Annotated in this window: 9 protein-coding genes and 1 pseudogene; 2 read left to right on the top strand and 8 right to left on the bottom strand. The window is 68.4% G+C overall.

The genetic code is table 11. From position 1 onward, the window contains the following. From wrbA to CHC08_RS43760, 8 genes are all read right to left on the bottom strand, one after another. On the bottom strand, nt 1-488 hold a 488-nt coding region (gene wrbA, locus CHC08_RS43720), incomplete at its 3' end, for an NAD(P)H:quinone oxidoreductase (RefSeq protein ID WP_089212879.1). 150 nt (nt 489-638) lie between these two features. Next, nucleotides 639-3,344 (bottom strand): helix-turn-helix transcriptional regulator, encoded by a 2,706-nt coding sequence (locus CHC08_RS43725; RefSeq protein WP_089213284.1) that lies wholly within the window; start codon nt 3,342-3,344, stop codon nt 639-641. Between the two features lie 735 nt (nt 3,345-4,079). Next, on the bottom strand, nt 4,080-4,472 hold the full coding sequence (locus tag CHC08_RS51015; RefSeq protein WP_218825776.1) for a hypothetical protein: 393 nt from the start codon (nt 4,470-4,472) through the stop codon (nt 4,080-4,082). A gap of 553 nt (nt 4,473-5,025) precedes the next feature. After that, the gene (locus CHC08_RS43735) at nt 5,026-6,522 is read right to left on the bottom strand and encodes an FAD-dependent monooxygenase (protein ID WP_089213285.1); all 1,497 of its coding nucleotides are present in this window, start codon (nt 6,520-6,522) and stop codon (nt 5,026-5,028) included. A 72-nt stretch (nt 6,523-6,594) separates the two neighbouring features. Then, the gene (locus CHC08_RS43740; RefSeq protein WP_179282565.1) at nt 6,595-7,197 is read right to left on the bottom strand and encodes an acyl-CoA-like ligand-binding transcription factor; all 603 of its coding nucleotides are present in this window, start codon (nt 7,195-7,197) and stop codon (nt 6,595-6,597) included. Between the two features lie 609 nt (nt 7,198-7,806). Next, nucleotides 7,807-8,427 (bottom strand): L-threonylcarbamoyladenylate synthase, encoded by a 621-nt coding sequence (locus CHC08_RS43750; RefSeq protein ID WP_089213286.1) that lies wholly within the window; start codon nt 8,425-8,427, stop codon nt 7,807-7,809. A gap of 54 nt (nt 8,428-8,481) precedes the next feature. After that, a complete protein-coding gene (locus CHC08_RS50300; protein ID WP_179282567.1) occupies nt 8,482-8,745 on the bottom strand; it encodes a hypothetical protein in 264 nt (87 codons plus the stop codon). 35 nt (nt 8,746-8,780) lie between these two features. Further along, a complete protein-coding gene (locus CHC08_RS43760) occupies nt 8,781-10,049 on the bottom strand; it encodes a vanadium-dependent haloperoxidase (RefSeq protein WP_218825777.1) in 1,269 nt (422 codons plus the stop codon). 363 nt (nt 10,050-10,412) lie between these two features. On the opposite strand from CHC08_RS43760, the pseudogene CHC08_RS43765 reads away from it, so the two are divergent. Next, nucleotides 10,413-11,250, top strand: a pseudogene (locus CHC08_RS43765) (transposase family protein). Between the two features lie 236 nt (nt 11,251-11,486). Continuing rightward, nucleotides 11,487-14,114 carry a DUF6493 family protein gene (locus tag CHC08_RS43770; protein ID WP_089213288.1) on the top strand — a complete coding sequence of 876 codons (2,628 nt, stop codon included), beginning with the start codon at nt 11,487-11,489 and terminating at the stop codon, nt 14,112-14,114. The last annotated feature ends 95 nt before the right edge of the window (nt 14,115-14,209 follow it).

Genomic DNA, 14,209 nt, shown 5'->3' on the forward strand with positions numbered 1-14,209 from the left:
CCCATCTGGAACTGGATCGGGTCGCCGTAGCCGGGCGGGACGATGATCGATCCCCAGTGGTAGAAGGTGTTGTTCAGCGCGACGATCGTCGTCTCCTGCCCGCCGTGCGACGTGGCGCTGGCAGCAAACGACGAGACGATCTTGTCGACCAGCTTGCCCTGCGCCCACAGGCCGCCGGCGGTGTCGATGAACTGCTTGAGCTGCGCCGACGGCAGCCCGAAGCGGGTAGGCGTACCAAAAATGATCGCGTCGGCCCACTCCAGGTCGGCCAGGGACGCCTCCACGATGTGCTGCGTGGCGCCGACGTGGTCACTCCAGCCCCGGTTGGTGGCGATGGCCTCGGCGGGGGCCAGCTCGCGCACCTTGCGCAGCCGGACCTCGGCGCCCGCCTTCTCCGCGGCGGTGGCGGCGGCCTTGGCGAGCTCGAAGACGGTTCCCGTCGCCGAGTAATAGACGACGGCTACCCGGACATTCTCATTCAGGGACATGGCTGATCTCTCTCGTTTCCGGTCTGGACCAAAAAGAGAACCTATGCCGGGCCATCGGAGCGCACATCGGTCATCGCATCGGTCATCGCATCGGTCGGCGTCGGCTCTCAGCGACCGAGCGCCGCCAAGCGAACGCAGCAGGCGGGCCGGTCACTCACTCCGCGTCGCGGCGCGGTCCCTGAGCTCGCCGCGCGAGGTGATGCCCAGCTTGAGGAAAACGCTGGACAGATGATGGCCGACCGTCCTGGGGCTGATGGACAGGGAGGCGGCGATCTCCCTGTTGGTCAGCCCCTGCGCGGCGAGCCTGGCGATCCGCGCCTCCTGCGGCGTCAACGGGGTGGGACCGGAGTCCTGCTCCGCCTGCGTGCCCGCCTCGCCGGCCAGTTCGAGCTCTATCGTCACACGGGCCAGCCAGTCATGCGCCCCCAGCCGAGCGAAGGTCTCCCTGGCAGCGCGCAGATGTCCTCTGGCCTGGGCCCTGCGGCGGGCTCTTCGCAGCCACTCACCGTAGAGAAGCTCGGTCCTGGCGTGGTCGAACGGGCGGTCGGCCGCGGCGTATCCGGCCAGCGCCAGCGTGTAAAGGGTCTCCGCCTCCGCGCCTCCGGCCGTCAGGGCCTGGCAGCGGAAGGCCGCGCCCCTCGCCCATGAGGCCCCGCTCCGATCCGCCCACTCCTCGATCAGCCGCACCCACTGCGTGGTCGTCTCCTGGCGCCCCGCGCGGACCGCGGCCTCGATCGCGTCCGCCGCCGCCAGCACCGCGAAGGTCGAATGCCTCGCCTCGCCGCCCGGCGTGATCAACTTCTCCAACAGGTCCGAGGCGTCTTCGGCGCGCCCCGCACCGAGCGCCGCCACCCCCTGGTGCCAGTACGACGCGCCCATCAGCGCCCGGGACGACCAGCTGGGCCTGCGCCGTTGCACCTCTCGGATCAGCTCTTCCGTGGCGGTCTCCCCCTCGGTGGTGGCTGCCAGCCAACCCATCACGTTCAGGCACTGAGCGATCACGCCGCATGCCCCCATGTCCTCACCGAGCCGAAATCCTTCGCTCGCGTTGAGCCGTGCCTCCGCCCAGCGACCGGACATCATGTCGATCATGCCGAGCTGCGGCAGCAGGAAGGCCAGCGCGGACAGCACCCCCGTCTCTTTTGACCGGTCAGCGGCTCCCTGGTAGCAGGCTCGCGCCTGCTCCTCCAGGCCCCAGGCGATGGCGATGGGAGCGGGAACCAGCAGCCACGTGATCAGGTCCAGGTCGTTTCCCCGCGTGATCCCCGGCATGACCTGGCCACCGGACAGCGCCTCCTCGAACCACCAATGGCGAACCCCCTTGACCAGCAGATCGATCTGGTCGTCCCCCGTCGTGGGCAAGTCGTCCAGGACGTCCAGGGCCTGGGCCCAGTGTTCGGGTGAGTCGATGTTCCACGCCGCCCGCAGTGCGAGGCACGCGAGCTGCACCGCCAGCCGGGGATCCTCGACGATGAGCGCCTCGGCCAGCAGCAGCCGATGGGCGCGCGCCTGCTCACCGTGGACGAACTCCAGCAGACCCCGCAGCCCTCCGCTGAGCGTCGCGACCGCCGCCTCGGGGGCCCGGCTCTGTGCCCGCGCCAGCAGCTCGCGCGCGCACTCCGACTCCCCCGACTCCCAGGCGGCGCGCGCGGCCCCGGCGTACCTGCCGCCCGCCTGCGCCGCGTCAGGTGTCAGCTCGGCCGAACGCCGCAGTGCCCTGGAGGCCGCCGCGCACCCGCCTCGGGCCCAGGCCCGCTGCGCCGAGTGGTGCAGCAGGTCGGCGACCTCCGCGTCCGGCTCCAACGTCGCTTCGGCAAGATGCCAAGCCCGGCGGTCCGTGTCGTCCTGGCCCGCGAGCGCGGCGGCCAGCGCTCGATGGACGGCCTGCCGTTCGGGAAGGAGGGCGGCCTCGTAGATCACGCTGCGGATCAGAGGATGCCGCAAACTCACCCGCGTCCCCGACAGGTCGAGGAACCCGCCCGCGACGACCTGATCCCACGTCTCGGCACCGATCTCGAGCGCGGTGGCCGTGGTGCTCACCGTCCCGAGGTCGCCGCGGTCCTCCGCGGCGATCAGGAGGAGCAGGGTTCTCGCCGCTCTGGGAAGGCACGCGACCGTGGCCAGGAACGCCTGGCGCAACTTCGGCCCCGGGGACAGGGTGTTATCCCCCTCGGCAGGGTCCGCGTCGGCCATCCCCGAGAACTCATGCAGGGCCAGCGGATTACCGTGGGCGGAACGCAGGACCGCCTTGGCAGCCGGCTCGGTGAGCTCGGCATGCTCGGCCCGCAGGTACTCACGCGCGGCGGTCTCGTCCAGCGGCTCGACGTGGAGTCCCTGAACGCCGCCCCATCTGCCCCCGGCCGGATCATCCTGGTCGGTGGCCACCAAGGCGATCGGCTCAGTGCGCAGCCTTCGGGCGACGAAGGCCAGACAACTCGCCGACTCCGGGTCGATCCACTGGGCGTCGTCCACCAGGATCAGCACCGGCCGCCGGCGTGCCAGTTCCGACAGCAGAGTCAGCGTGGCCGCGCCGAGCAGAAGACTGTTGGTCCCGCCCTCGCCCAGACCGAAGGCGGCACGCAGCGCCGCCGCCTGGGGGGCAGGGAGCGCGTCCACGCGATCGAGCACGGGCCAGAGCAGCTCGTGCAGGGCGGCGAAGGCCACGGCGGATTCCGACCGCGTTCCCCTGCTGCTCAGGATGGCGACGCCTTCGGCCCGGCCCTCGATGTACCGAAGTAACGCCGTCTTGCCGATGCCTGGATCACCCCAGAGCACGCATGCGCCGCCCCGCCCCCGCTGAGCCGCGTCGAGAAGACGGCCGAGCTCCGCCGTCTCCCGATCTCTCCCGTACAGCACGGTTGAGGTTACCTCATTACGTTATAAGGAATATATGTAACGTAATGAAAGACGCTGGTCATGCGGTACAGGGAGTGCTGAGAATCGGACCGCTTCCCCATGGGGCGATCTTGCTGAGGTAGCCGGCGAGGGACTTGAGGATCTCGTCGGCGGTCTTGGTCCAGGCGAACCACGGGTGGAAAGAGCCAATCTCCCGGGGTGCGTCGCGCTCGCCTGACGAGCATGACGCACCCCGGGTCGGGTCGGCGCCGGCCGAGAGCGATGATCAGGGCGATGGGCTCAGACATCGCCGACGCCCGGCGCGGGCCTTCGCGTCCGCGGGTTGATCCCGACGATCCGGCACGCCCCTTGACTGCCGAGGCCCTGGTCCATGAGCTGGAAGCATGTCTCCCACTCCTGGACCGGTTTCTTGCGGCCTCGTGGTGACCGAACCTCGCGGACCTCGAAGTCCATCCCATCCCCGAAGATCGGGTGTTGCGACGACCGCTGGAAGGCAAGTCCTCGCTGGGTGGGGCGCCATCGGGTCCGTCGGGCAGGACGTGAACCGGGTGCCGCAGGCGTCGGTCACGACGTCCTTCGCCGCCCCCTGCCTTCCGCGGTCCCCTACCCACCGATCTGGCCGACGAGGACGTTGGCGTTGAGGCCGCCGATGAGGCCACCTACTCCGACGTCGTGGCCGAACCTGCCGCCGCTGATGTTGCTGCCGTTGACGAAGCCCCCGCCGAATCCGCCGTCTTAGAAGCCGCAGCCGCCATAAACGCCGCCACCGTAGAGGCCGCCGCCGTAGAGGCCACCACCGTAGACGCCACCGCAGGGAGCGGCCGCGTACACGGCGGCCGCCGGCAGGCAGCCGCCGCCGTAGACGCCGAGTCCGCCGCCGTAGACGCCGCCGAACCCGCCGCCGTAGACGCCGCCGAACCTGGCGCCGTAGTAGCCGCCGCCGAACCCGCCGCCGTAGTAGCCGCCGCGGAACCCGCCGCCGCCGTAGTAGCCGCCGCCGAACCCGCCGAACCCGCCGATGGGATGGGACGAGACCTCTGCTGCTTGGGCTGGGCCGGCGGACAGTGCGGGCACGGCCAGGATGGCGCCGAAGGCGATAAGGCCGGCGGCGATCGTGGTGCGGTTCATCGCGGTTCTCTCCTTTGAGCACGGGCGTGCCGCCTACTGCGGATCACCCTTTCCGTTACTGCACGCTCCATATGACTACTTAGAGTGAACAATTTCAAGCTTGGGCAGTACCCGGACGTGTCTCTCTGATCTGGGGTGCCGCGTACCTGACCGGCCGGTTCTCCCGCTCGGCGACGAACGTCCCTCGGCCACGCCCTTACCGAGGGTGTGTGGCGGCCGGTACCGGTCTTCCTTGTCTCGCTCCCCGTGCTTTTCCTGATCGCGCCGGCGCGTGAATCCCGAAAACGGACAAAAAGGCAAGGGCAAGCCTCCGGCGGGGCACTTCGGCTCCGGGATGATTTGGTCAGGGGTACGGACTGGCGCGTACCCCCGACGGAGGTTCTACGAGGACCTCCGTAGGCCAGGGCCGGGGAGGGGTGAGCGGAACAAGGTCGTGGAGAAGGGTGCCAAGCCGGATACCGGCGTGCCGCATTCCGGGCACCTTTCCGATCAAACAGCCGGGACCGCGAAAGCCCAGTTCAGGTGTCCACGAGGACGAGGTGCACCTGTCCAGTCATCCCAGCCAGCGTTGGATCGCCGCCCGGAGCGATGCGCGGGACGCCGCGTCCGGCTGCGGGACGTCGGTGGCCCATGCCACGTATCCGTCGGGCCGCAGCAGCATCGCCGTGCACGGCACGGCGGAGCCGGGCAGCCCCGCGGTTGCGGGGTATCCCCAGTCGTCGCCGGTGAAGTCGATCAGGTGTGGGCGGCCGTCCCTGGTCAGCTCGGCGAGCCGGGCCCCGTCTTTGAGGTCCAGGTCGGGAGCCCACCGACCGGCCAGCGGATGGTCGCCGCCCACCTCGTAGCGGACGTCGGCGCCCGACATCAGGTCGGCGATACGGCGGACGTTGCGCGGGTCGCCGAGCAGTTCGGTGAACAGCGCGCGCAGGCCGGTGACCTCGCTGCCAGGGGCGATCAGTGCGGATTGGGCGCGCGAGGACATCACCACCCGCTCAGCGGCCGGGCGTCGTTCGGACTCGTAGGTGTCGAGGAGACCGGCGGGGGCTGTGCCGCGCGCTTCGGCCGCGAGTTTCCAGCCAAGGTTGACCGCGTCCTGGAGGCCGAGGTTGAGCCCGGGCCCGCCGATCGCCGAGTGCACGTGAGCGGCATCGCCGACCAGCAGCACCCGGCCGTCTCGGAAACGCTCGGCCAGGCGGGTGTTGCCGCCGTTGAGCTTGCGCATCAAGTGCGGCCCTTGGCCGTCGGGCGGGCCGAAAGCGATGTTCACACCGAGCACACGGTGGGCGCTGGCCTGCAGTTCCGCGAGCGTGAGCGGCCCCTCGGCATCCTGTCCGTTCCACTCCATAGTGGAGATCAACGGTGCGGGGGCGCCCGGCAGGGGCGCGTACACGAACAACCCGTGCTCGGTCCGGTGGTGCAGGAATGGCGGGATGGGTCCGTACCCGGGAATGTCGAGGCCGCCGGTGACCGGATCGACGAGCTCGGCCGGCACGACGGCGTGCGCGGTGCGCGCGATCGTCTCGTCGGTCGTCACGCCGGGGAAGGCGATCCCGGCCAGCTTGCGTACGATGCTGTGCCCGCCGTCGGCACCGATCAGGTAGCGCGTTTCGATCGTGTACGGTCCGGCCGGCCCGCTGACCTGGAGGGTCACGCCATCAGCGTCCTGGGTGAATCCGGTGAGCTCGTGGCCGCGCCTGATCTCGACGGCGAGTTCGACGGCCCGTTCCTCCAGCATCTGCTCGATCCTGCGCTGCGGAACCTGGAGGATGTAGAGGGGGTTGTCGTCCAGCACACTCAGGTCGATGGGCAGCGCTCCGAAGACGAATCCGGGAGCGGGCCGCGGTGGGTCCTGGTTGCCGGCGAGCCGCTCGTACAGGCCTCGCCGGTCTAGCGTCCGTACCACCTGGCCGACCAGGCCGTTGGCGCGGTTGTCCTGGGTGCGCTCCGGCAGGCGCTCCAGGACCAGGGGGCGGATTCCGGCCAGGCTCAGCTCGCAGGCCAGCATCAGGCCGTTGGGCCCGCCTCCGGCTATGACGATATCGGCGATCATGGTGATCCTTCCGGGCATGACGGATCGACCGGCGGCAGGCCGGCTGATCTTCTATAGGGAAGATGGGAAAGGTCAGGGAGTGGGCAGGCCTGCGGCGACCTGACCGAGGGCGTCGCGCAGCAGTTCCTCGAACGGTGCCGGCGCATCGCCGTGGAGCCACAGATGGATGGCCGCGAGCATGGCGGCACCGACCGCCCCGGCGACCAGGTGCGGATACAGATCTCGATCGACATTGGTGCCGGTGCGCTCGGCGACCGCCGCGGCCAGCGCTTCCTGCGCGGCCGTGTGGGCCTTGAGGAACTCGCCCCGGTGCTCCGAGTGCTGGCTCATCAGCTTGACACCGGCGATCCAGCGCTCGTCGGCCGGACGCTCGGCCTCTTGCATGCCAAGCGCGAACCGGGCGAACACGGCGTTGGTGATGGCTTCCCACAGGGATTCACCGTCCGGCCTGGACCTCAGCTCGTCGGCGATCTGCACCGCTCGGTCGAAGTGCCTGGCCGCGATCGCCTCGCCCTTGCTGGAGAAGTAGTTGTTGAACGTGCGGTGCGAGACACCCGCCTCGGCGGCGATGTCCTCCACCTTGACGTTGTCGAAGCCACGCTCGACGGTCAGCTTGATCGCCGCCCAGCTCAGCGCAATCCGGGTTTCTTCCTTCTTGCGCTCTCTCAGCCCCATGCGAATACTCTACCCAAATTTGCGAGTCACGCAAATATGCGAGTCACGCAAATATGCGCGCCTCGCATCTCTGCGGCGGCCTTGCTCGATATCTCTTCCTCGGGCCACCCACCGAGCGGCTCGCCCGCCCGGCGCCTCGATGGCTTCCTCACCGATCTGGTCACCGGTGCCTCCGGGCACACCCGGCGCGCCTACCGTGGCGATCTGGTCCGAGGGCAAACGGGATGTTGGAGAGGAGGGGCACCGTGTCGGCCGGCGAACCGCGGGCGTGCGGAGCCAACTCGACCACCACGCCGAGTTGCCGACGCACGATCCCCAGCAACGGGCGGGAGCCGATGGTGTCCTTGACCTTGCGGTGTTCGACCAAGCACGCCCCCAGCCACTCCACGGTCTGCTGATCGACCCGGCCGGGCTGCCGAAGGGTGCAAACCAAGATCAACGCGGCCGGAATCTGCGCCACCAGGCGATCTGAGCGCATTCATCGATCAGTCCGCCGAGGCGGTCGCGGCGTGTGACCCGCGTGGTGTCCGGAGAATCTCGCCCGCCGGCAGCCGTCCGTCGCAGGTGCCGGCTCCAGGCGATGGCCGCACTTAGATGGCAACGATCGTTCTACTCGAAGCGGGACGGGTCTCCGGCGCCTCTGCGGAGGATCTCGGGTTCGGCCTGCGAGAAGTCGATAACCGTTGTCGGCACGGCGCCGCACTCACCGACGTCGATCACCGCGTCCACCACGTGGTCGAGTCTTTCCTTGACCTCCCAGCCTTGTGTCATGGGTTCGGTCTCGTCGGGCAAGAGCAGGGTGCTCGACAGCAGCGGTTCGCCGAGTTCGGCAAGCAACGCCTGCACGACGACGTGATCGGGAATCCGAACACCGACGGTCTTCTTTCTGGGGTGCAGCAACCGGCGCGGCACCTCCTTCGTCGCCGGCAGGATGAATGTGTAGCTGCCAGGAGTCGCCGCCTTGATCGAGCGGAACAGCGCGTTGCTGACGTGGACGAACTGGCCGAGCTGCGCGAAATCCCTGCACACCAGAGTGAAGTGGTGGCCGCTGTCGAGACGGCGGATCTCCCTGATCCGGTTGATGCCCTCCTGATTGCCCAATCGGCACCCAAGTGCGAAGCACGAGTCCGTCGGGTACGCGATCAGCCCGTCCGCACGGACGAGGTCTGCCACCTGACGGAGGGCCCGAGGTTGCGGGTTGTCCCGATGCACGTCGAAGTACTTTGCCATGTATGGGAGCTTAGAAGCGGATGCCCTTCGCCACGATTCGTGGGGCTGCGCGGTTCATCCAAAACAGCCACCGGGCGGCAGACCCGCCGCCTCGCGCAGGGCCAGACGCGCGATGACCAGCGCGTCGATGGGGTCGGATCTGCCGTGCTCGTGGCTGTCGACACCCGCACCATGCTGCTGCGCGCGCTGCGCTGCCTGGGCGAACGCGGCTTCGCTCTGCTCACGCAACGCTGGCGCACCCTGCAGCACATCACCGCCAGCCTTAGCAAAATCGGTGATATCACCCGCGCCGCACTTGTTCTCCCCCATTTCGAGCACGGCAGACTCATTTAAAAGTCGCTGAGATCGCCTCATCACCTCTTCGGCTTGAAGTAGTGCGCGACCATGTAGGCGGTGACCTGTGCGCCGATCTTCGCACCCTGTTCGTCTGCCGTACGGGTATGGACGCCACCCCAGACGCGGGCGTTGACGACCTCGGCGAGCGCCTGCGAGAAGCCGCGGAAGTACCTCGTGGTCCCCGAGGCGGCGCTGTATCCGCTGAAGGAGATGTCGTCCCGGCCGAAGAAGTACGCCAGCGCCGACATGCTCGCAGCGGTGAAGCAGGTATGCCCGGACGTGAAATCGGGGTGCGGCGGCGTGACGAGCAACGGCATCCAGCCGGGGTCGGCCACCGTCTTCGGGTTGCCGTCGGTGTCGGCCAGCTGGATCGCGGTGACCGGCCGCCAGAAGTTCCACGCTCCCTTCTCGTTGTAGCAGGCCGTCGTGGCATCGGCTTCGGCCAGATCGACCATCGCGAACATCCGGGCCGCCTGCAGCGTGTTCAGTCGCTGCGTCGTCGCGAGCTGACGTTTGATCTCCCATTCGACTAGATGCCGGTCATGCCACCAAATCGCCGCTTGCGTCTGGTCGGCCGTCCTGGTCGTGCTGGTCGCCGAGCCGATCGCCTTCACCTCGTTGAAGTCTCGGGTGTACCGGGAACTGGTGAGCGATGGCGGGCCGGACGTGCGGAACATGGATGCGCTGGGGATGAGGAAGGGTTTGAGGTAACCGACCCATGCCCCATCGGAGGCGAAAGCGGGAGGCGTCGGCTGCCACTGACCGGGCCGGGTACCGACGGTCCAGCTCTGGCTTCCGAACGCCCCGTCATTCTGCCGCGCGGCGATCATCGCGGAGGCCGTCTGAGTGCCGACGATGATCCCGCGCCGCTTCGCGGTACCGTCGGGAATCGCGGCCAGCGACTCGTCGTACTGTGCCTTCAGCCTCACCTGCTGATCCGGGAACAGCGCGTCCAGCACACGGAAGCCCGCGGTCGCGACGGCGGCGTTCGTCGATTCGGTTCCATTGGCGGACGGTGCGATCAGATACGGCTGGTAGGGAGCGCCGGCGATCGCGTTCACCGCGTCGTAAATGGCTCCGTGCACCATCGCGAAGCTGCGCGCCTGGACCTGCGGCTGCTGACCGGCGATGTCCCAGATCGCTGTCTGGGCGTTGCTGTCCCAGACAATAACCGAATTGGTGGGCCTGCGTGAATCCGAAGCGTACGCGAATGACGAGTCGAGTTCGACTGTCGACCCGGCGACGACGACTCCGGCGATGGCTAACCAAACGGCCTTACGTCGCACGACAGCGGTCCAGCTCGCATTGCATGATTTAAGCATTGAGACAAATTACTATGCCGGCCGCGGCCGCTACAGGAGTCGAACGGCCGAAAAGTCGATAATGATGTAGCCGAAAATCGGACCGCGTCTTTTCGAGCAGGCAACTCGTTGTTCACGCCCTGGCAAGTGCTGGTCCTCACTTCTGAACCGAATTTGTAGCCAGTGAGGTGATCTCCGCGAAATAGTCCGGGCGATTGGGATTTCTTGGACGCCGCTGGTGGCGCTCCGGGCCTTTCGGGAGGAGTCACCGAAGGCCGGAAACAGACGTGGAGCCCCCGGTAGAAGAGCTCTCACCACAAGAATTCTCAGCCGGCCGGAAGGCTCCACGTGATTGCTCATCGTGCCACGCTCGATGTCTCCCGCGCACTCGTTCACTACCTCGCCCGACTCCTGCACGACGAACGCCGACTGCGCAACACCCCCACCGGCAGCCGGGTCTTGACCCCGTTCCGCCAAGCGGTCATGGTGCTGCGCTGGTTCCGGGGCGAGCGCGACATCCCCAAACTGGGCCGCGATCACCGCGTCTCCCGGGCCCCCGCCTACCGCTATCTCCACGAGGGCATCGTCGCTCTCGCAGCTCAAGCGCCGGATCTGCACGAAGCTCTTGACCGCGCACACGCCGAAGGACTGGCGTATGTAATCCTGGACGGCACCTTGATCCCGACCGACCGCTGTGCCGAGCAGACCCGCAGCGTCAAGGGCGAGCCCATCGACGCCTGGTACGCGGGCAAGGCCCACACCCACGCCGGCAACCTCCAAGCGCTGTCGGCACCCAGCGGACTGCCGCTATGGATCGGCGAGGTCGAACCCGGCTTGCGTCCATGACCTGACCGCGGCCCGCACGCACGTCCTGGGCGCGCTGTACCCCGCCGCCGCAACCGGCCTGCCTACCCTCGCCGACAGCGGCTACGACGGCGCCGGAATCGGTATCCACACGCCGATCAAACAGCCCACCGACAACCAGATCCTCAGCCTGGACAACCGCACCTATAATCGGCTCCTACGAGCCCTGCGCTGCCTCGGAGAACGCGGATTCGCCCTGCTCAAAGGCCGCTGGAGGACCCTCCAGCACATCACCGTCAGCCCCGGCCGAATCGGCGACATCGCCCGCGCGGCGCTTGTCCTCACCCATTTCGAGCACAACCACCTACCGGCAATTCACTGAGATCACGTCAGTGCGCCCCATTCCGTCCCGTTGGCCCAGGCCGCTGACTTGGGCTGATGCAATCGCGTGTACCTGGTGACACGACTCTTGATGACACCCGGCGTACGGTAGCCGGTGATGGGGGGGAACCAACTCGCGACCTGGCTCGCCACTGACTTGACCGTCAATGCCTGATTGTCAGTACGAATCAATAGGCTGCGGCTCATGATCGACACCATGTTACGTGAGGCACTCGCATGAATGTCGTCCAAGAGCTGCTCGACCGCATCGAGGCAGGCTCGGTCGCGAACCTCGTCACGTACCTGAACGGTCTCGGTGACGACGACAAGCGTGCGGTTGCCCGGTACCTGCCCGCTCACCTGGGCGAACGCTGGCGTTCCGGGTTCGAGGCCGAGCGGCGGGTACGCGAGCTGGCCCCCCTCTACCGTCTGGTCGGAGCGGTCTGCCTGGGTGGAGCCGAACAGGTGGCGAGCTGGCTCAACCGGCGTGAACTGCGCTGGGTGGAGCCGGAGGCCGACGCCGCACGCGTCATGTCCGTACTGAGCGACAGGCCGGAGACGTGGCGGCGCGACCTGGCCGTACGCCTGGTGCAGCGGCTGGGGCCGACTACCGGTTCGACGTGGCGACGCATACAGGCGCTGGGAAACTGGGATCTGGCGGCGGCGCTGGTGATCGAGACGGGCGCGGAGCCGCCGGAGAACGACGCGTTCGTGTCCGGGTGGGTGTTGCGTAAGGCCGAACGGCAGCGGATGAACCGGAACCAGGTGCTCGCTGACGATCGACTGCTCGATCACATGCTGCCACGCCTGTTCCAGGCTCAGGGTGTGGCGGACGGGCTGACCTGGGACCAGGAGTGGGGAGAGGACCGCACCATCCTCGGGCAGCTGGTCGCGATGGCCGGGACGGGCCGCGTGCCGCGCCAGGTTCTGCTCGACGGCTGTGCGAGCCGGTTCCTGACCGGAGTCGACGCGGCCGAGGCGGCTCCCTTCGTCGCGCTGTGGCGGCAGTTGGAGCCGGAGGTGACCGAGGTCCCGGTGGCCGACTTCGTACGGATGTTGCCGTCGGGGTCCTCGCCTGTCATGCAACTCGCGTTGGAGGAGTTACAAAGGGCGGAGTCGGCGCTCGATGGAGAGCTGTTCGCCGAGGCGGTCCAGGCGCTGGCGTACCGGCCGGAGAAGAAGTATATGGCGGCCGCGGTGAAGTGGATCGCCGCCGCGTCACCGTCCAGGGGCGCCCTTGCGGTGGCCGCGCTCGCGCCTGTCTTCGACGTGGACACGCCTAGCCTGCGCGAACGTGCGGTGCGTGTCGCGGTCAAGCTCGCCCCGCACACCGCTGAGCCCGACAGGGAGGCGATCCGCGAGGCGGCCGTCGGGCTGCCTGCCGACCTGCGCGAACGGGTCGCCACCGCCTTCGGCGCGGTGGAGGAGATCCAGCCGGAGGCCGTGGCCGCCGCCACGCTGACCGCGACGCCGCTGCCAACCCTGGCCCCGCCCATGGCCTCGGTCGAGGAACTGGCCGCCGAACTGGCCGCACCGCTCTGGCCGGAGGTGCCCGCGCAGTTCGAGCGCATCCTCGCCGCTCTGGTCAGGCTGACCCACCAGGATCGCGACGCCGTCGTGGCGGGATTGCAATCCTGGTGGCAGACGAACTGGCGGCATCCGTTCGACGCGCACACGTACGCGCACGGCATTTCCGGCTCCGACGAGGACATCCGTTTCCTGCTGGCGCGTTGTGCGCTGGCCGTCGTCTCGCCCGCCGACAGCCGCGTTCTGACCGCGACGCTGAACGAAAGCAACCGCTGGCCCAGCTCCGAACCCGCCCCACAGCGATTCGTCCAGCGGCGTTTCCGCGAAGTCATGTCCCTGTTCGAACGGGGCGAGTCAATCCCCGTGCTGCTGGCCACGCCGACCTCGCCCACCGGGCACGTCGACGCCTCCACCCTGGTCGCGCGTATGGAGGAGCTGGGCGACACCGAGCCGCTGGAGTCCGACTTCCTGCAGGCGCTACTGCGGTTGCCGCGCCACATCGATCCTGGGCTGGTGGTGCGGGCGGAGAAACTGCCGTCACAGGCGGGGCAGCGGCTGGCCGCCTGCCTGCGCGACGGCGGGTTGCCCGAACCCATTGTGACGTGGGAGCTTCTGGCATTCGACCGCCCGGAGTACTACCAGGAGTCGCTGCAGGAGGCCCATGCCAGCCTCACGCCGCCCGAGGGGGTCTCCGGGCAGCTTGCCGAACTCTGGACCTTGAACCCCAAGCCCGACTATCCCCCCTTCTCCCGACACATGGTGTGGTGGCCGCCCACCATGCCGTCCCACCGTGAGGCCGTCGCGGCCCACATCCTCGCGTGCCTGCCGTGGGTCATGGACAGCACCGACGGCCAGGTTCAGGTCGTGGCCGCCCTGGCGCACACCGGCGGCCCCGCGGGCATCGCGACCGCCAGCACGATCGTCATCGGCATGGGCCATCAGCTCCCCGCCCAGCGGGCGCTCGCCGCTGACGCGATCACCACCCTGGCCGCGTACGCTGACCTGCCGGCGGCCGACCTCGGCCGAGCCGTGGGCCATATGGTCCGAGGCGATCAGGTCAAGCTCAATCGGGTTACCGGCGTATTCGACGAGGTCACGTCGGCCGGGGCGCACACCGAGGTGTGGTCCGCCCTGGCGGAGGCGATCCCGCTGCTGCTGCCCGGGCCCGGCGAGAAGGCCAGGGCCGGGCTGGGCGAGCTGCTCAAGGTCGCCGTGCGGGCGGCGGAATTGGCCGGGGCACGAGGCGAGATACCGAGGCTGGGGGACCTGGCCGAGCGCAAGGGCTCAAGCCAACTGCTCCACCAGGCACGACGCCTGTACGGAGTGATCGCGGGGTGATCATCTGCTCACAAGCCGACGCCGGACGTGCACCGCCCACTCCGTTCGCTGCCCCCGCCCATCACTGACCCGGAGCAGATAGCCCGCCTGCACAT

It is taken from the genome of Streptosporangium subroseum (assembly GCF_900188345.1).
GTDB lineage: Bacteria > Actinomycetota > Actinomycetes > Streptosporangiales > Streptosporangiaceae > Streptosporangium > Streptosporangium subroseum.